The organism is Tateyamaria sp. syn59 (assembly GCF_007995245.1).
GTDB lineage: Bacteria > Pseudomonadota > Alphaproteobacteria > Rhodobacterales > Rhodobacteraceae > Tateyamaria.
Map to the genome: position 1 here is coordinate 65985 of NZ_VCBA01000022.1, position 18404 is coordinate 84388.

The 18404-nt window shown below is 63.3% G+C and carries 15 protein-coding genes and 1 pseudogene; 12 read left to right on the forward strand and 4 right to left on the reverse strand.

What is annotated here, in order from left to right:
* The first annotated feature begins 14 nt into the window (after positions 1 to 14).
* On the forward strand, positions 15 to 995 hold the full coding sequence (gene repB, locus FD715_RS21500; protein ID WP_147115050.1) for a plasmid partitioning protein RepB: 981 nt from the start codon (positions 15 to 17) through the stop codon (positions 993 to 995).
* On the opposite strand, the gene FD715_RS21505 is transcribed toward repB, so the two are convergent.
* Positions 992 to 2020 carry a substrate-binding domain-containing protein gene (locus tag FD715_RS21505; protein ID WP_147115053.1) on the reverse strand — a complete coding sequence of 343 codons (1029 nt, stop codon included), beginning with the start codon at positions 2018 to 2020 and terminating at the stop codon, positions 992 to 994. The genes repB and FD715_RS21505 overlap by 4 nt on opposite strands.
* A 116-nt stretch (positions 2021 to 2136) precedes the next feature.
* Between FD715_RS21505 and FD715_RS21510 the strand changes: the two genes are divergently transcribed.
* The 5 genes from FD715_RS21510 to FD715_RS21530 all read left to right on the forward strand — a co-directional run bounded on the left by FD715_RS21510 (position 2137) and on the right by FD715_RS21530 (position 8062).
* Complete coding sequence (locus tag FD715_RS21510; RefSeq protein ID WP_370455443.1) at positions 2137 to 3648, forward strand: tripartite tricarboxylate transporter permease; 1512 nt, start codon at positions 2137 to 2139, stop codon at positions 3646 to 3648.
* The gene (locus tag FD715_RS21515; RefSeq protein ID WP_147115059.1) at positions 3645 to 4109 is read left to right on the forward strand and encodes a tripartite tricarboxylate transporter TctB family protein; all 465 of its coding nucleotides are present in this window, start codon (positions 3645 to 3647) and stop codon (positions 4107 to 4109) included. Before FD715_RS21510 ends, FD715_RS21515 begins: the two co-directional genes overlap by 4 nt.
* A gap of 38 nt (positions 4110 to 4147) precedes the next feature.
* On the forward strand, positions 4148 to 5116 hold the full coding sequence (locus FD715_RS21520) for a tripartite tricarboxylate transporter substrate binding protein (protein WP_147115062.1): 969 nt from the start codon (positions 4148 to 4150) through the stop codon (positions 5114 to 5116).
* Positions 5117 to 5177: 61 nt separating this feature from the next.
* Positions 5178 to 6578 (forward strand): aldehyde dehydrogenase family protein, encoded by a 1401-nt coding sequence (locus tag FD715_RS21525; protein ID WP_189799599.1) that lies wholly within the window; start codon positions 5178 to 5180, stop codon positions 6576 to 6578.
* The gene (locus FD715_RS21530) at positions 6575 to 8062 is read left to right on the forward strand and encodes an AMP-binding protein (protein WP_147115065.1); all 1488 of its coding nucleotides are present in this window, start codon (positions 6575 to 6577) and stop codon (positions 8060 to 8062) included. Before FD715_RS21525 ends, FD715_RS21530 begins: the two co-directional genes overlap by 4 nt.
* 6 nt (positions 8063 to 8068) lie before the next feature.
* Here FD715_RS21530 and FD715_RS21535 read toward each other — a convergent pair whose 3' ends face one another.
* Positions 8069 to 8725, reverse strand: coding sequence for a GntR family transcriptional regulator (locus FD715_RS21535; protein WP_147115068.1), 657 nt, complete (start codon positions 8723 to 8725; stop codon positions 8069 to 8071).
* A gap of 134 nt (positions 8726 to 8859) precedes the next feature.
* On the opposite strand from FD715_RS21535, the gene dctP reads away from it, so the two are divergent.
* The 5 genes from dctP to FD715_RS21560 all read left to right on the forward strand — a co-directional run bounded on the left by dctP (position 8860) and on the right by FD715_RS21560 (position 14547).
* Positions 8860 to 9846, forward strand: a complete 987-nt coding sequence (gene dctP / locus FD715_RS21540; RefSeq protein WP_147115071.1) for a TRAP transporter substrate-binding protein DctP — start codon at positions 8860 to 8862, stop codon at positions 9844 to 9846.
* Between the two features lie 63 nt (positions 9847 to 9909).
* Positions 9910 to 10458, forward strand: coding sequence for a TRAP transporter small permease (locus FD715_RS21545; protein ID WP_147115074.1), 549 nt, complete (start codon positions 9910 to 9912; stop codon positions 10456 to 10458).
* Complete coding sequence (locus tag FD715_RS21550) at positions 10458 to 11774, forward strand: TRAP transporter large permease (protein ID WP_147115077.1); 1317 nt, start codon at positions 10458 to 10460, stop codon at positions 11772 to 11774. Before FD715_RS21545 ends, FD715_RS21550 begins: the two co-directional genes overlap by 1 nt.
* Positions 11771 to 13033, forward strand: coding sequence for a malonyl-CoA decarboxylase (locus FD715_RS21555; RefSeq protein ID WP_147115079.1), 1263 nt, complete (start codon positions 11771 to 11773; stop codon positions 13031 to 13033). The genes FD715_RS21550 and FD715_RS21555 overlap by 4 nt, the downstream gene beginning before the upstream one ends.
* A complete protein-coding gene (locus FD715_RS21560) occupies positions 13030 to 14547 on the forward strand; it encodes a malonyl-CoA synthase (protein WP_147115082.1) in 1518 nt (505 codons plus the stop codon). The genes FD715_RS21555 and FD715_RS21560 overlap by 4 nt, the downstream gene beginning before the upstream one ends.
* Before the next feature lie 2 nt (positions 14548 to 14549).
* Here the strand turns inward: FD715_RS21560 and FD715_RS21565 are convergent, their stop codons facing one another.
* Together FD715_RS21565 and FD715_RS21570 are read right to left on the reverse strand one after the other, a co-directional pair.
* A complete protein-coding gene (locus FD715_RS21565) occupies positions 14550 to 15221 on the reverse strand; it encodes a GntR family transcriptional regulator (protein WP_147115084.1) in 672 nt (223 codons plus the stop codon).
* A gap of 9 nt (positions 15222 to 15230) precedes the next feature.
* Positions 15231 to 18047, reverse strand: a complete 2817-nt coding sequence (locus FD715_RS21570; protein ID WP_223275031.1) for an FAD-binding and (Fe-S)-binding domain-containing protein — start codon at positions 18045 to 18047, stop codon at positions 15231 to 15233.
* Between the two features lie 197 nt (positions 18048 to 18244).
* On the opposite strand from FD715_RS21570, the pseudogene FD715_RS23105 reads away from it, so the two are divergent.
* Positions 18245 to 18404: pseudogene (locus tag FD715_RS23105) on the forward strand (serine--glyoxylate aminotransferase); the annotation flags it as partial.

An 18404-nucleotide genomic window follows, 5' to 3' on the forward strand; every position in this document is an offset into this window, starting at 1 on the left:
ACTAGGAGGATGACATGGCGCGAAAAGACCTGTTGAAATCCGTGATCGGGCAACCGACCGACACGCCGAGCGGGGCAGGGCGGTCGACCTACGCCATGCGCGGCGCGTCGAAGTCGATGAAGGTGTCGATTGACAATCTTGCCGAGAATTCGAAGCGCCTGATGGAAGGCGAAACGATTGTCGAGATTGATCCCGATCTGGTCGATGTGTCCTTTGTGAGTGACAGGTTAAGCGGGGATGATGAGGCGTTTGACGATCTGAAGGCGTCGATCAAAGCGAGCGGGCAGGACACGCCTGTGCTGCTGCGTCCGCACCCGGATGCGGCAGGGCGGTACATGGTGGTCTTTGGCCACCGCCGGGTGCGCGTGGCGCGCGATCTGGGCCGGTCTGTGCGCGCTGTCGTCAAGGATCTGGACGATGTGGGCCATGTGCTGGCGCAGGGGCAGGAGAACACGGCGCGCGCCGATCTGTCGTTTATCGAGAAGGCGCAATTTGCCAAGAACCTCGCCGATCTGGGGCAGGAGCGGGAGGTGATCCAGCAGGCGCTGACCGTGGATGCGAGCCGGCTGTCGCGGATGCTGTCGGTGGCGCAGACCGTGCCCGACGTGATCGTGCAGGCCATTGGCCCCGCCAAGCAGATCGGGCGGGATCGCTGGGAAGAGTTCAAGAAGCTGATGGCGGATGAGGCCAATCAGGGCATTGCACTGCGCATCGCGCGGACGGACGGGTTTCAGACCCTCGACAGCGATATGCGGTTCGAGCTGATGCAGGCGAAGGTCGTCGAGGCCGGGACACTGCCCAAGCGCAAGCGGGCGCGCACCGTGGCGCCGAAGCGCACCTGGACGGCAGGAGAGGGGCGTATCAAGGGTGTGGTGGGGCGCAGCGGGCGCGCCTACAGCATTTCGCTGACCTCGACCGATGGGGCGGCCTTTGGCGACTACCTGGCTGAGAATTTGGACCGGCTGTATGCGAAGTTTCGCGAGGGCTCGGGCTAGGGCAGGGCGCGGGCCGACTGGCGCTGCATCAGGATCGGGGCGACGTGCAGGCTGTGCCCTTGGGCGGCTGTAGGGTCGATAATCGCCTGTGTTAGAGCCTGTCCCGCCTCTTGCCCGATGCGCCTTGCGGGCAGGCGCACGGTGGTCAGGGGCGGCTCGATGTCGGCGGATCCTTTGAAGTCGCCGATGCCGACGATTGAGATGTCATGGGGGACAGAGAGCCCGGTGGCGTGGGCGGCGTAGAGCGCGCCGGAGGCCAGCACGTCGTTGCCGCAGATGAGCGCGGTGGGCCGGTCTGGCTGGGCAAACAGGGCCTGCGCGTCCTGTTTTGATTCCGAGATGCTGTAGACGGTTGTGAGGGACCAGTCCTCTGGCACGGTGACGCCTGCTTGCGCCAGTGTTTCGAGGACGATGTCGCGCCGGGCCTGCGCCCGGTCGTTGCCCTGGGTGGGCGGGAACATGACTGCGATGCGGCGGTGGCCCAGCGACAGGACGTGGTCGGCGATCATGCGGCCCGCCAGTTCGTTGTCGGCCCCGATGGAGGGGTAGCGGGAGTGTGCGGCGTAGTTCCAGATCAGGACCGAGGGGATCTGTTGCTGGTCGAGGAGCTGGAAGACCGCTTCGTCGTGGTCGAGGCCGGTGAGCACCACGCCGTCGACCCGGTGTTCGAGGAACTTGCGCAGGATCGCGTATTCGCGTTGCAGGTCGTAGCCGTGGGAGGCGAGGAGGATGGTGAAGCCTGCGTCGGCGACTTCGTCCGAGAACGCCTGCACGACCTCGGCAAAGATGGCGTGGTCGAGCGTGGGGATCAGGACGCCGATGGTGCCCGAGCGGATGCCGTGGATGGTTTGCGCCGCGCGGTTGCGGATGTAGCCGGTTTTGCGCACGGCGGTGTCGATGCGCTTGCGCGTTGCGGGTTTGAGCAGGTCGGGGTGGTTGAAATAGCGCGAGACGGTCGAGGCGGAGACGCGGGCGGCTTTGGCCACGGTGACGATGTCGACTTTTTTCTTCGATTTGTCAGGCATTTGGGGGCCTCGCCGCGCGCATTTATGAAAACATTTGCAAAACTATTTTCATCGCTTAGCGTAATGGGTCAAGCCTGAGCTGGGAGGAATTGGGCGCTTTGGATTTCCTGTTTTACATGGGCGATGTGTTCACGCCCATCAATTTCGGGTTGCTGCTGCTGGGCACCATTGGTGGGTTGATCCTGGGGGCAACGCCGGGGTTGTCGCCGACGATGGCGGTGGCGCTGCTCATTCCGTTTACGTTCCAGTTGGAGCCGCAGCAGGGGCTGATCCTGCTAGGGGCGGCCTATACCTCGACCGTGGCGGGGGGTGCGGTGAGTGCGATCCTGCTGAAGATCCCCGGCGCGCCTGCGAATATTGCCACGACGCTGGATGGACACACGATGGCGACGAAGGGGGAGGGGGCGAAGGCGTTGCAGCTTTCGTTCCTGGCGTCGGCTGTCGGGGGGCTGTTCGGAGTCTTCTTGCTGATCTTTCTGACGCCTGTGCTGGCGCAGTGGGCGCTGGCCTTTGGGCCGTCGCATCTGTTCTGGTTGGCGATCCTGGGTGTGACCGTTATTGGCACGCTCGATTCCAGTTCGGTGGTGAAGGGGCTGCTGGCCGGGTGTATCGGGCTGTGGCTGGCGACCATTGGCTTTGACGACATCATGGGGGCGCAGCGGTTTATCTTTCACCCGTCGGTGAGCGGGGGGATCAATGTCATTCCGGCGCTCATTGGCCTCTTTGCCATTCCGCAGGTGATCACGATGTTCACCAAGGGGCGGTCGAGCGATGATGCGGAGATCATCAGTGTGAAGCGGCATCCGATCCGGCTGGCCTTTGTCGAGGTGTTGCGGCGGAAGACGGCGCTGTTCATCGGGACGATCACGGGGACGATCATCGGGCTGATCCCCGGTGTGGGTGGGCAGATCGCGGGGCTTGTCGCCTATGACCAGTCCAAGAAGTTCAGCCGGGAGAGTGAGAAGTTCGGGACCGGGCACAGCGAGGGCGTGATTGCCGCCGAGAGTGCGAACAACGCGATGGTGGGGCCGTCGCTGGTGCCGCTGCTCACGCTGTCGATCCCCGGATCACCCACGGCGGCGGTGCTGCTGGGCGGGCTGTTGATCCACGGGATCTTTCCGGGGCCGGACCTGTTCATGAACTACCCGCAGGTGGCGTGGACGTTCATTGACTCGATGCTGATCGGGCAGATCCTGATGTGTATCTTTGGCCTCTACATCGCGGGTCTGGCGGCGCGGGTCGCGCGCGTGCCCCATGCGGTGATGGCGGCGGTGGTGCTGGGGCTCGCTGTCTTTGGCAGTTACTCGGTGCAGAACTCAATGGGCGACGTCTACGTCATGGCGAGCCTTGGCGTGGGGATGTATTTTCTGGAACGCTTCGGCTTCTCTGCCGCACCGCTGGTGCTGGGCCTGATCCTTGGGCCGATTGCCGAGGCGAATTTCATCCAAGGGTCGATGATCGCCAACGCGACGGTGGGCATGGGCAGCTATTTCTTTACCGGCTGGCTGAACTGGCTTTTGATCCTGATTGTGCTGGCGTCGGTCAGCTATTCGATCTGGATGGAGGTCGCGCAGCGCCGCTACACGACCAAGGACGACGCCGTCGCCAAGGAGGAGGCGATGTCATGACGAGCCTGCCACGCAGCCAGCATATCATCGCCTCTGGCCTGATCGCCGCCGTGGGCGTGACCATCGCCTATATCAGCTATACGCAGGAACCTGCGGAGGCGTATGTCTTTCCGCGCCTGATCTCGTCCGTCTTTGCGGTGCTGGCGATCTGGACCTTTGTCAAGGCCGTGTTGGGCCGCACCAAGGTCGGCAACGGGATCAGCGGGGACGCGATGCTGAAGATGGCGCCGGGGCTGGTTGTGACGCTTGTCTATGTGTTCTGGGCGGCCAAGGCGCTTGGGTTCTACACCGCGACGACAATCGCGTTTTTCATTCTGGTGTCGCTGTACGATCCGGCACCGCACACGCAGCTGAAAACATGGGTCAAGCGCATCGCCATCACGGCGGGCTTCATGTTGGTCATGTATGGGCTGTTTGCCCAGCTGCTCAACGTCTTCACACCACGTGAAACCTTATTCTGAACCGCAGAAGCGGCAGAGTTAACCCTAGGGAGGATACTATGAGAAAATGGATTGCAGGGGCGGCACTTGCCCTCGCCGCGATGACGGGACCGGCGCTGGCCGATGGGCACGCGAGTTACCCCGAACGGCCCATCATGATGATGGTCAGCTATGGGGCCGGGGGGGCCACCGACTTTCAGGCGCGCATCGTGACGATGACCGCCGGAAACGAGGATGCGCTGGGGATGCCCATCGCCATTCTGAACCGCCCCGGTGCGGGCGGTCGCGTCGGCTGGAACTGGTTCGCGACCGAGGCGGAGGCCGATGGTTATACGCTGGCGGCGTACAACGTGCCGCATTTCATCGCGCAGTCGATCGAGGGGGGCGTATCGTACTCCACCGATGATTTTGAGCCCATTGCGAACTGGGGCGCGGACCCGGCGGTGTTTGTCGTGGGGGCCGACAGCGAGTTTGACTCGATGGCGGATGTGGTCGCCTATGCCAAGGAGAACCCCGGCGGGCTGACATTCTCGGGCGCGGGGCTGTTTGTGGGGCACCACATCGCGGCGCTGCAGCTTGAGAAGGCGGCGGGTGTGAAGCTGGCCTATATCCCCAACAATGCGGGCGGGGCGGGGGCCATGCGCGCCGTGATTGCCGGTGAGGTGCTGGGTGGCGTCAACAACCTGTCAGACGCCTTCCGCGCGCAGGCGGCGGGCAACGTCAAGATCCTTGGGGTCTTTGATCTGGAGCGCAATGCGTTCCTGCCCGATGTGCCCACGATGAAGGAGCAGGGGTTTGACATCGACAATGCGTCGGTCAACTTCCGCGGTGTGATGGTGCCGAAAGGCACGCCGCAGGAGGTTATCGACCGTCTGGCCGAGGTCGTGCCGACCATGTTCGAGAACAAGCGTGTGCAATCGCGGATGGAGGCCGGTGGGTCGCCCATGGCGATCATGACCCGCGACGAGGTGATCGAGATGTGGGCTGCGCGGCAGGCGACGCTGGAAGAGTTGCTTGCAGGTCTTTAAATCAACATTTGCAGCGCCCGGTTGGTGGGCGCTGCATCCCATTTTGTTTCAGGAAGATGTGATGTCTGACGATCCCGTAGCCGAGGTGGATGCCATTGTGGCGCGCGCGCGTGAAGCGCAGGCCGCGTTTGAGCGGGAGGGGTCGCAGGCGCTGTATGACCGGGCGGCGCAGGCGGCGGCCTGGGCCATCATGGAGCCTGCGCGCAACCGGCATTTGGCCGAGCTGGCGGTGGAGACGACCGGGCTGGGCAATGTGCCTGACAAGATCACCAAGAACCATCGCAAGACGCTGGGGTTGATGCGCGACATCAAGGGGGTGCGGACCCATGGTGTGATCAGTGACGATCCGGCCAGTGGTATCACCGAGGTTGCGCGGCCCATGGGGGTGATTGGCGCTGTCGTGCCGTCGACCAATCCCGGTGCGACGCCGGCCAACAACATCATCAATGCTTTAAAGTGCGGGAATTCTATCGTGCTGTCGCCGTCGCCCAAGGGGGTGCCGACCTGTGAGGCGCTGTTGGGGTTTGTCCATGCGGAGTTCGACAAGTTGGGGATCGACCGTGATCTGGTGCAGATGATCCCCGGTCGCGGGTCGAAGGAAGGGACGCAGCGGCTCTTGGAAGCTGCCGATCTGATTGTCGTCACCGGCAGTCAGAACAATGTGAAGCGCGCCTATACCTCGGGCACGCCTGCGCTGGCTGTGGGGGCGGGGAATGTGGCGGTGATCGTGGACGAGACCGCTGATCTGGCGGTGGCGGCGGAGAAGATTGCGGCGTCGAAGACGTTCGACAATGCGACCTCCTGTTCGTCGGAGAATGCGGTGGTGGTGGTTGATGCCATTTACGATGCGTTTGCGGCGGAGATGGCGCGTGTGGGGGGTGCGCTGGTTGCGGATGAGGCGCGGGTGGTTGATGCGCTTTGGGTGAAGGGGCATCTGAACCCGGCGGCCATTGCGCAGGATGCAGGGGCCACGGTTGAGGCTTTGGGGCTGGCGGGGGAGGTGCCCGAGGGGACGGCGTTTGTGGCGGTGGAGACAGCCGGGGTCGGTCCGGAGCATCCCTTGTCCGGGGAGAAGCTGAGCCGGGTGCTGAGCGTGTACCGGGCGCGGGATTTTGACGATGCGGTGCGGATCACGACCGAGATCCAGCTGCATCAGGGTGCGGGGCATTCGGTGGGCCTTCATACCGCGGATGAGGGCCGTGCGATGGTGCTGGCGCGGGCGGTGCCGACGAGCCGGGTGATCGTGAACCAGGCGCATACTTTTGCGACGGGTGGGTCATTCACCAACGGTATGCCATTTTCGCTGTCTATGGGGTGTGGCGCGTGGGGCGGGAATTCCATCGACACCAACCTGCATTGGCGGCACTTCCTGCAGACCACCAAGATCGTGCGGGAGATTGCGGCGGATGAGCCGTCGGTGGACGAGATCTTTGCCGATTATTGGGGCGTTGCGGGGAAATGACCCTGGACCGGGAACGTCCGCCGGGGGGTACGGTCCGGGACTGGCTGGATGCCCGTGCAGAGGCGGGTGGCGTGGCCGTTGTGTTTCCGGAGACGGGGGAGGTTTTGGAGTGGGCAGCGCTGCGGGATGAGGCGCGGGCGGCGGCCTGTGGGCTTGCGGGTCTGGGCTTGGCGGCGGGCGAGAGTGTGGCCATTGTCCATCCCAACGGGCGGGATGGGGTCGTGGCGCTTTATGCGGCTCTCTACGGTGGGTTTCGGGCCACGATGATCAATCTGGCCGCGGGGGCGGATGCGATTGGCTATGCGTTGGAGCATAGCGGGGCGCGGTTTGCCTTTGTCCATGAGGGGCAGCGGGAGGCGATTGCGCGCGTTGCGCCGGAGCGGTTGACGGTGGTTGAGCCGCGGCTGTTGGGGCAGGGGGCGGACCTGCCGGATGTGGCGCCGGAGGGCCATGCGCTGCTGATGTATACGTCGGGCACGACGGGGCGGCCCAAGGGGGTGGTGCATACCCATGCGAGCCTACTGGCGGGCGGGTGGACGACGGCGATTGCGCATGACCTGGGGCCTGGGGATCGTGGGTTTTGCGTCTTGCCGATCTACCACATCAACGGGCTGTGCGTGACGCTGATGGGCTCGCTTGTGTCGGGCGGGTCGCTGGCGATGACCGCGCGCTTTTCTGCGGGCAAGTTCTGGGATCAGGCGGAAAAGGGCGAGGTGACGTGGTTTTCGGTGGTGCCGACGATCATCAGTCATCTGCTGCATGGGGACGCGAACCCGGGTGCCGCAGTGGCGGGGCGGTTGCGGTTTGGGCGGTCGGCCTCATCCGCGCTGGCGGTTGAGACGCAGGCGGCGTTTGAAGAGCGTTTCGGGGTGCCGATCATCGAGACGATGGGGCTGACCGAGACAGCGGCGCAGATCCTGTCGAACCCGCTGCCGCCGGGTGTGCGCAAGATCGGCTCGCCCGGTGTCGCCTATGGCAATGAGGTGCGGATCCTGACGCCGGACCTGACCGACGCGCCGCCGATGCAGGAGGGGGAGATCGCCATTCGCGGGCCGAATGTGATGGTGGAGTATCTGCACAACCCGGAGGCCACGGCGCAGACATTCGCGGGCGACTGGCTGCGCACGGGCGATCTGGGGCATATCGACGAGGATGGGTACGTCTTTGTCACGGGTCGGCTGAAAGAGTTGATCATCAAGGGCGGGGAGAACATCGCGCCGCGCGAGATCGACGAGGTTCTCTATTCCGAGCCGGACATTATCGAGGCGGCGGCCTTTGCCCGGCCCTGCACCAGCTATGGGGAGCGGGTGGAGGCGGCGGTGAGCGTGAAGCCGGGATCGGACCTGTCCGAAGCGGCGCTGATTGCACTGTGCCACGCGCGATTGGGTAAGTTCAAATCACCCGACAGCATCCACTTTCTAGACGAATTGCCGAAAGGGCCATCGGGCAAGATTCAGCGGCTCAAGCTGGCGGAACTAATCTAAACCGGCCTATTCCGCTGCCGTTTTCAGGCGCGACATCAGGTGGTGGAATTTTTCGCCCTGCACGGCGACGTGGCTGCGGATGGTGTCGGAGGCGGCCTGTCCATCGCCCTCGACCAAGGCCGAGACGATCTGTTCATGTTCCTGCATGGACTGTTTCAGGCGCCCGCGCAGGCGCAATTGCGTGCGGCGGAAGGGCTGTAGCCGGCGCTGCAGGCGCAGGCATTCCTGTTCGAGAAAGCTGTTGCCGGATTCGCGGTAGAGGATGGCGTGGAACTGTTCGTTTTCGCGGTAGTAACGCTCGGTATCACTGTCCTGCACGGCGGCGTTGCAGCGTGCGTTGGTCGCCTTCAATTCATCGATGGCGGCGTCGGAAATGCGGGTGGCGGCGAGGCGGGCACAGGTGGCTTCAAGCTCTGCCATAACCTCGAACATCTCGATCAGCTCGATGGGGCCGGGTTGGCGGACAAAGACGCCTCGCCTGGGATAGTGCGCGACGAGGCCGGATTGCGCGAGTCTGAGCAGCGCCTCTCGGATCGGCGTGCGGGAGACGGCGAAACGCTCTGACAGCTGGACCTCGTCCAGCCGTTCGCCATCGCGGAACGTGCCGTCAAAGATCAGCTCTTCGATCTGGTTGGCGATGATGTCGGATCGTTTTTGCTCCATAGTGTTGTGTTAGCATTCGCCAATCTGGCACGCAACAATATCTATCTTGTATACAAAAAAGTTGACTTGGAACGCAAAGGGCGCATTCTGACACGATACCCGAGGACGACTCGGGATTTTCTGGGAGGAAAACAATGACACTGAAATTCACTGCCGCAGTTGCGTCAGCCGCCCTGTTTGCGGGTTCTTTGACGGCGGGCGCTGCCGAATTGCGCCTGTCGCACCAGTGGTCAACAGCCGACGTGCGCCATCAGGTGGCGCAGATCGTGGCCGATGAGGTGGCTGCCGCCGATGTCGATCTGGAGATCAAGATTTTCCCGTCGAAGTCGCTGTTCAAACCGCGCGAGCAGTACAAGCCTTTGAGCCGTGGGCAGCTGGACATGACCGTTTTTCCGCTGAGCTATGCGGGCGGGCAGCAGCCTGCCTATAACCTTACGCTGATGCCGGGGCTGGTGAAGAACCACGACCACGCCGCGCGCCTGAACGAGAGTGAGTTCATGGGCCGGATCGAGGAGATCATGGCCGAGGATGACGTGATGGTGCTGGTCCACGGCTATCTGGCCGGTGGGTTTGTCGGCAAGGATGGTTGCATCACATCGCCTGAGGACGTGCAGGGCCAGCAGACACGTGCAGCAGGCAAGGCGTTTGAGCAGATGCTTGCGGGGGCCGGTGCGTCCATCGCGTCGATGGCGTCGTCGGAGATTTACAATGCGATGCAGACCGGTGTTCTGACGGCGGCCAACACGTCGTCGTCGTCCTTTGTCAGCTACCGGATTTACGAGCAGGTCGCATGCTATACGCCCGCGAGCGATTTTGCGTTGTGGTTCATGTATCAGCCGATGCTGATGAACAAGTCGACCTTTGAGGGGCTGACGGAGGACCAGCAGGCCGCGTTGATGGCGGCGGCGGAGAAGGCCGAAGCCTTCTATCTGGAAGAGGCGAAGAAGCAGGATGCGAATTCCGCCGAGGTCTTTGCCAACAATGGGGTCGAGATTGCCCAGATGAGCCAGGCGGAGTTCGATGCCTGGCGCGCGCTGGCGCAGGAGACATCCTACAAGGCGTTTGTTGCTGACACGCCGGGCGGGCAGGAATTGCTGGATCTGGCGCTGTCTGTCGAGTGATCGGCTGATCGGGGCGGCCGTGCGTGCCGCCCCCAATACGCATAAACCTGTGAGGAGGCCGCCATGGCTGGCCAGAGCAATGCCGCAGCGGCGCCTGTCGGCAACAACCCTTTCCTGCGCCTTGTGGCGGCGATTTCGACCCTCGCCGGGTGGTGTTCTGCCGCGATGATCGTGGCGGCGGTGGCGATCACCTGTCAGATGATTTTCATCCGCTTTGTGCTGAACGGGTCGACCGTGTGGCAGACGGAGGCGGTGATTTATCTGGTGGTCGCCGCGACGCTGATCGGGTTGCCGTATGTGCAGCGGTTGCGGGGGCATGTGAATGTGGATCTGATCCCCTTGGCGTTGCCGCGTCGGGCGCGGATGGGGTTGGCGCTGGTGACGCTGTCGGTGTCGATCCTGATTGTCGGGGTGATGCTGTTTTACGGCTATGAATACTGGCATTTCGCGTGGGATCGCGGCTGGCGGTCGGACACCGTGTGGGGGGTGCGGCTGTGGATCCCATACCTGTCCATTCCCATCGGTTTTGGCCTGCTGCTCCTGCAGTTGGTGGCGGATCTGGTGGCCGTGGTGACGGGTGTCGAGAAACCCTTTGGGCTGGAGGACGGCTGATGGATCCGCTTGTTCTGGGGGCGATTGTGGCGGTGGCCACGATCTTTGTCCTGTTTTCGGGTGTGTCGGTGGCGTTGGGGCTGCTGATCGTGTCGGCGGGGTTTCTGATCATCTTTGACGGTGTGCGGTCGCTGGAGCTGATGCCGGAGATCCTGTTTGGCAAGCTCGACAATTTTGCGCTGTTGTCGATCCCTATGTTCATCATCATGGGCGCGTCGATTGCATCAACCCGCGCGGGCGCGGACCTGTACGAGGCGTTGGAGCGGTGGTTGACCCGTGTGCCGGGGGGACTGGTGATTTCGAACCTTGGCGCCTGTGCGCTGTTTTCGGCCATGTCGGGGTCGTCGCCTGCGACCTGTGCGGCGATTGGCAAGATGGGCATTCCGGAGATGCGCAAGCGGGGGTATCCGGATGCGATTGCGTCGGGGTCGATTGCTGCCGGGGGCACGCTGGGCATTCTGATCCCGCCGTCGGTGACGATGATTGTGTATGGGATTGCGACGGAGACCTCGATTGGCCGGTTGTTTCTGGCGGGGGTGTTTCCGGGGCTCTTGCTGGTGTCGCTGTTCATGGCGTGGTCGCTGTATGCGACGTGGCGGTCGGGGGACAGCGCCGTGCTGAGCGCGACGGCCTATACGTGGAAGCAGAAGTTCGAGATCCTGCCGCGTGTGATCCCGTTTATCGTGATCATCATCGGGGTGCTTTACGCGATGTATGGTGGCGTGGCGACGCCGTCGGAGACGGCCGCCGTGGGCGCGCTGATGTGCCTGCTGATTGCCATGATCATCTACAAGCTCTGGAACCCCGGCGATCTGTGGGTCGTGCTGCGTGACAGCACCAAGGAAAGCGTGATGATCCTGTTCATCATCGCGGCGGCTGGTGTCTTCAGCTACATGCTGTCGTCGCTGTTCATCACGCAGGCAATTGCCGAGTGGATCGGGACGCTGGATGTGAACCGCTGGGTGCTGATGGGAGCGGTGAATGTGTTCCTGCTGATCGCGGGGTTCTTTTTGCCGCCCGTGGCCGTGATCCTGATGGCCGCACCCATCCTGCTGCCGATCATCATCACGGCGGGCTTCGATCCGATCTGGTTTGCGGTGATCCTGACGATCAACATGGAGATTGGGCTGATCTCGCCCCCTGTGGGTCTGAACCTCTATGTCATCAACGGGATTGCGCCGGACATTTCGCTGAAGACGATCCTGAAGGGGTCGCTGCCCTTCGTGGCGTGCATGGTGATTGCGATCATCATTCTGTGCATCTTTCCGGGCATTGCGACGTGGTTGCCGGATACGGTGATGGGGGCCGCGCGATGACGATGCTGGCTGATCTTCTGTCGACGGTGTTTGAGCGTCGGATGCGGATCAGTGGGCCCGCAGCCAGTGACGCGCGGTCGACCGAGGAGCTGGCCGAGGCGCTGGTTGGTGCGGATGGGGAGATGTCGGGGCAGAACCTGGGGCAGTTGATCCTGGATCGGTTCAGCGACATGGAGGCCGAGGAGCGCAAGGCGTTCTTTGACTACCTCGCGACTGCGATGGACTTTGATCCCGCCGCGGTGCGGGACGCTTTGGAAGCCTATGAGGCGGAGCCGGGGCGGCAGACCTACAGAGCCTTTGCGGAGGCAGCGGAGCCGAGGCGGCAGGAGTTTATTCGGCGCCTGAACCGGGTACCGCAGGCGACGGGAGCGCTGGTGTCGATGCGGGCGGAGTTGTTGCGGTATGCGAGGACAGACCCGTCGCTGGGGGCGCTGGATCTGGATTTTCAGCACCTGTTCAGTTCGTGGTTCAACCGGGGCTTTCTGGTGCTGCGGCCCATCAACTGGGAAAGCCCGGCGCATATCCTGGACAAGATCATCGCCTATGAGGCGGTGCATGCTATTGACAGCTGGGACGACTTGCGGCGGCGGTTGGAGCCGGTGGACCGGCGCTGTTTTGCGTTCTTTCATCCGGCCATGGCGGATGAGCCGCTGATCTTTGTCGAAGTGGCGCTGACCAAGGGCATTCCCGACAGCGTGCAGGACCTGCTGTCTGAGGACCGCAGCGCCATCGTGGCCGAGGAGGCGGACACGGCGGTGTTCTACTCCATCTCGAACTGTCAGGCCGGGTTGGCGAGCATTTCCTTTGGCAATTCCCTGATCAAGCAGGTGGCGATGGATCTGTCGATGCAATTGCCCGGGTTGAAGACCTTTGTCACCCTGTCGCCCATTCCGGGGCTGAACGACTGGCTGGTCGAGCAGGGGATCGAGGTGCCGACCGATGCGCCTGACCGCATCCGGCAAATGGCGGCGTATTACCTGTTGGAGGCCAAGCGCGACGGCGGTGCGCCGCGCGATCCGGTAGCGCGGTTCCATCTGGGCAACGGCGCGCAGGTGCACAAAGTGCATGCAGGCGCGGACGTGTCGGACAAGGGCATGGCCCAATCGTCGGGCGTGATGGTCAATTACCTTTACGATCTGGCCAAAGTGTCCCAGAACCATGAACGCTTTGCCACGTCGGGCACGATCTCGGCCTCGTCCGAGATCAGATCCTTGAGTGGGAGTGGAAAGAAACTGCTGGCCGAGGAACCCCGCACATGACGAACCCCCTGTACGATGCGTTGTTCGGGCAGCATGCGGGGCAATCGACGCCGTTTCTGCATCTGGCGGACGGTCAGGGTCTGAGCCATGCGGAGTTTTTGGAGCAGGCGGCGCAGTTTGCGCATGTGCTGACGGATGCGGGGCTGGTGCCCGGTGATCGGCTGGCGGCGCAGGTGCATAAGTCGCCGGAGGCGCTGGCGCTTTATGCGGCCTGTGTGCAGGCGGGCGTGATCTTTCTGCCGTTGAACACAGGGTACACCACGGACGAGCTGTCCTACTTCATCGAGGACAGTGGGGCGAAGCTGGTGGTGTGCGATGGCGCGGCCATGGAGTCGCTGCGCGCGGTTACTGATCCGTTGGGCGCGGCGCTGATGTCTCTGAATGCGGATGGGACGGGCAGCTTGGCGGAGGCGGCAGCCTCGAAGGCGGTCACCTATCCCACCGTGGCGCGGGACGGGGGTGATCTGGCGGCGTTTCTCTATACCTCGGGCACGACGGGCCGGTCGAAGGGGGCGATGCTGTCGCAGGACAATCTGCTGTCCAATGCGCGGACGCTGGCGGAGCATTGGCGGTTTGATGCAAGCGATGTGCTGCTGCACGCCTTGCCCATCTTTCACACCCATGGGCTGTTTGTGGCGACGAACATCACCCTGCTGGCCGGGGGCGCGATGATCTTTCTGCCGAAGTTCGACACCGATCAGATGATTTCGCATCTGCCGCAGGCCACGGCGATGATGGGCGTGCCGACATTTTACACCCGCCTCTTGTCGGACGCGCGGCTGACCCGCGATCTGGTGGGGCATATGCGGCTGTTCGTGTCGGGCAGTGCGCCGCTGCTTGCCGATACGCATACGGAGTTCGAGGCGCGCACGGGGCATCGCATTCTGGAACGGTACGGTATGACCGAGACGAATATGAACACCTCGAACCCCTATGACGGCGAGCGGCGGGCCGGGACCGTGGGGATGCCGCTGCCGGGGGTGGAACTGAAGGTGACGGACCGTGCGAGCGGTGAGCCTGTGGCCGACGGAGAGGTGGGTCTGATCGAGGTGCGGGGGCCGAATGTCTTTCAGGGCTACTGGAAGATGCCGGAAAAGACTGCTGCCGAGTTGCGCGCAGACGGGTTTTTCATCACGGGCGATCTGGGGAAGATCGACGCCGACGGGTATGTGCACATTGTGGGCCGCGACAAGGATCTGATCATCTCGGGCGGCTACAACATTTATCCCAAGGAGATCGAGCTGGTGCTGGATGACCAGCCCGGTGTGCTGGAAAGTGCGGTCATCGGCGTGCCGCATGGTGATTTTGGCGAGACGGTCGTTGGGCTGATCGTGCCGGTGGCGGGTGAGACGCCGGATGTTGACGGGATCAAGGCTGCTGCTGCGGCGTCATTGGCGCGGTTCAAGCATCCGCGTGCTTTGATCGTTGTCGATGAATTGCCGCGCAACACGATGGGCAAGGTGCAGAAGAGCTTGCTGCGGGAGGCGCACAAGGATCTGTTTGTGCCGACCTGAGTTCAGGCTGCGTCGTCCGCCCCGAATGCCTTCATGTGGGCGGTGAACTTGTTCAGCATGTGCTGTTTCATGAGCGCGCCCAGGCCCTCGGCGTCGCGGGCGTGCAGTTTTTCCATCATCTGTTCATGTTCCGCGATGGCCTGCGACCAGCGTTCATCCGACAGGTTCACCATGAAGCGCGCCCGGCGCACGCGGACGGCGAGCATGCGGTGGTGTGCTTCGAGCACGTCGTTTTGCGCGCCCTCGATCAGGGCGTTGTGGATGTCCTGGTTGGCCTGGAAATAGGCCTGCCTGTCGCGCGCCTTGTAGGCGGCGATCATGTCGTCGTGCCGCTGGGCGATCCGCGCGATGGCGTCGTCGTCCATATGCGTGCAGGCCTGCTCGCCTGCGAGTTGTTCGAGGACTGCGATCAGGGGGAAGGTGTTTTCCAGCTCTTGCCGCGTCACCTCGGTCACGCGGGCGCCCCGGTTGGCCTGCAGTTCGACCAGCCCTTCTGAGGCGAGTACCTTGAGCGCTTCGCGCAGGGGCGTGCGGGAGACGCCGAAGGAGGCGCAGAGGTCTTTTTCCGGCACTTTCTCTCCGGGTTTCAGCGCGTCTTCGACCACGAGGTCGCGGAGCCGTTCCACGAGTTCTTCGTGCAGTGTCGGGCGTTTGATGCTTTGGGTCAGGTTCATGTCGGTATCCTAGCCATCAAGTGCCTGTTCCAGCAAGCGTGCGACGTGCATTGGCCTGCGCGGCGTGCCGTCGGTGATCTGGTGGCGGCAGGAGGTGCCGTCGGCGACGATGATTGCGTCCTCTGGTGCTGCGTCGAGCGCCGGGAAGAGGTCGAGCCCGGCCATCTTGAGCGAGACGTCGATGGTGTCGGGGGCGTAGCCGAACGCACCGGCCATGCCGCAGCAGCTGGTTTCGATCATGTGCACCTGCGCGTCGGGGATCTGGCCGAGGAGGTCGAGCATGGGGGTGACGGCCGCGTGTGCCTTCTGGTGGCAGTGGCCGTGGACGTGGATCGGGCGGTTCAGGGGTTTGAGGGGGAGCGCGGGGGCGGTGATCAGGAATTCCTCGAACGTCTTGGCGTTGTCGGCGAGCGCCTGAGCGTCGGGGCCGGGGCAGAGGGCGAGGAATTCATCGCGGAAGGTGAGGATGGAGGAGGGTTCGAGCCCGACAATGGGGGTGCCGCTGGCGATGGCGTCGCGGGTGGCGTCGATGACGCGCTGTGCTTCAGCACGGGCTTCGTCCACGCAGCCGGTGGCAAGGAGTGTGCGGCCGCAGTCGAGGTTGGTGCCTGAGCCGTCGTTTGCCACTGCGACGCGCAACCCGGCGGCGCGCATGACCTTGATCGCGGCGCGGAGGTTTTCGGGTTCGAAATAGCGGTTGAAGACGTCGGCGAAGAGGAGAACGTCGGGGTTTTGATCCTGCGCCTCGTCATCGCGGAAGGGGTTCGCGGACCAGATGGGCAGGTCGCGGCGGTGGGACACGCCGGTGAGACGTTCGGTGAGTTTGCGGACCGGGCCGATCTTGTTGCGCAGGTTCATCAGCCACGCGACCCGTGCGGCCCGAGGGGCGTAGCGGGGCAGGTGGGCGACCAGCTTGTCCGCGAAGGAGAGGCCGTTTTCGCGGCGGCGGGCGGCGAGCACTTCGATCTTCATCCGGGCCATGTCGACGCCGGTGGGGCATTCGCGGCGGCAGGCCTTGCACGAGACGCAGTATTTCATCGTGTCGGCCATCGCGTCCGAGGTCAGGCCGCCGGGCATCTGGCCGCTGATGGCGAAGCGCAGCGTGTTCGCGCGCCCGCGCGTGGCGTCCCGTTCGTTGCGGGTGGCGCGGAAGGAGGGGCACATGACGCCGCCCTTCAATTTGCGGCAGGCGCCGTTGTTGTTGCACATCTCCACGGCGCCCTGAAACCCACCCGCAGCACCCGGCCAGGCCGACCAGTCGAGGGCGGTGTCGAACTCGGGCACTTCGTAATTGGGGCCGTAGCGGAAGACGCGGCGGTCATCCATGGCGGGGGCATGCACGATCTTGCCCGGGTTCATCAGGCCGGTGGGGTCAAAGCGGGCCTTTACCTCTTCGAACGCCGAGACGATGCGGGGGCCGAACATCTTTTCGTGGAATTCGGAGCGCACGATGCCATCGCCATGTTCGCCGGAATGCGAACCCTTGTAGTGTTTGACGAGGTCGAAGCATGCCTCGGCAATGGCGCGCATGGTTTTGACGTCCTTGTCCTGACGCATGTTCAGGACGGGGCGCACGTGCAGACAGCCGACGGAGGCGTGGGCGTACCATGTCCCCTTGGTGCCGTGGCGGGCGAAGATGTCGGTGAGCCCTTGGGTGTATTCCGCAAGGTCTGGCAGGGCGACGGCGCAATCCTCGACAAAGGAGATGGGTTTGCCTGCCTCTTTCATCGACATCATCACGTTGAGGCCGGATTTGCGGTATTCGGCGATGGCGTTTTGCAGGTTCGGATCGCTGACGGGCACGACACCGCCCCAGTATGGGCCTGTTTCGGAGAAGGCAAAGCCCAGATCGCCCATGAGGTCGGCGAGTTGCGTGAGTTTGGCGGCGTTTGCGGCGGCGTCCCCTTCGGCGAATTCGACAAGCAGGAGGGCGGCGGGGTCGCCTTCGACAAAGGCTTCGATGGTTTTGGCGAAAAGCGGGATGTCGCGCCCGAGGGCGATCATCGTGTCATCGATCAACTCGACCGCTTGCGGGTCGAGCGTCACGAGGTGTTGAGCAGCATCCATTGCCGCGTAGAAGGTGGGGAAGTGGCAGATGCCCAGCACCTTTTCGCCCGGCAGGTGCGCGAGGCTGAGGTCGAGTTCGGTGAAGTAGGCCAGCGTGCCTTCGGACCCCACGAGCAGGTGGGCCATGTTCACGTCATTGCCGGTGAGCGCGTCGATGTTGTAGCCGCCGACGCGGCGCTGGACCTTGGGGAAACGGGCGTCGATTTCGTCTGCTTCGCGCTGGCCGAGGGCGCGCATGTCACCGACCAGATCGGCATAGGGGCCGGGTGCAGGGTCGGCGCCGTTGAAGCGGGCGCGCGTGCCATCGGGGAGAATCGCCGAGATCGCGCGCACGTTGTCGCGCATGATGCCGTAGCGCAGGGATTTGCCGCCCGAGGAGTTGTTGGCGGCCATGCCGCCCAGCGTGCAGCGCGAGGCGGTGGAGGGATCGACCGGGAACCACAAGCCGTGCGGCTTCAGGGCGCGGTTCAATTCATCCAACACGACACCGGGCTGCACCTTGGCGGTCAGTTTTTCGGGGTCGATGTCGATGATCTTGTTCAGGTGGTTCGTGTTGTCGAGCACCACGGCACGGTTGACCGTTTGACCGCATTGCGAGGTGCCGCCGCCGCGTGGCAGGACGGGTGTTTCTTCCTCTCGCGCGATCTGCATGACGGCTTCGACATCGGCCTCTGACCGGGGCAAAACGACCGCTTCTGGTACCATTTGATAGATGGAGGCGTCGGTGGCGTATCGTGCGCGGCTGGCGGGATCCGCCATGACCTCACCTTGCGCGGCTGATGCCAAGCGTCTGAAAAGATGCGTGTTTTCGCGCATGTGTTCTATGTAACCTCCCAATCCCGGCCCGTTCTAGGGGGCTTCAAGATTTTGCTTGACTGAATAATGAATTCATAATTACGTTTTTTGCAACAGCTAATCGCGTCGGGCAAACGGCGCATTTCGGGAGGATACTATCCATGCGCCAGGCTGGCCGACATTTCCTGCAAATTCCGGGGCCGAGTGCGGTGCCAGACCGTATCCTGCGTGCCATCAGCGCGCAGACCATTGACCATCGCGGCCCGGATTTTGCCGAGGTGGGCAAGATGGCGCTGGAGGGGATGAAGAGCATCTTCAAGA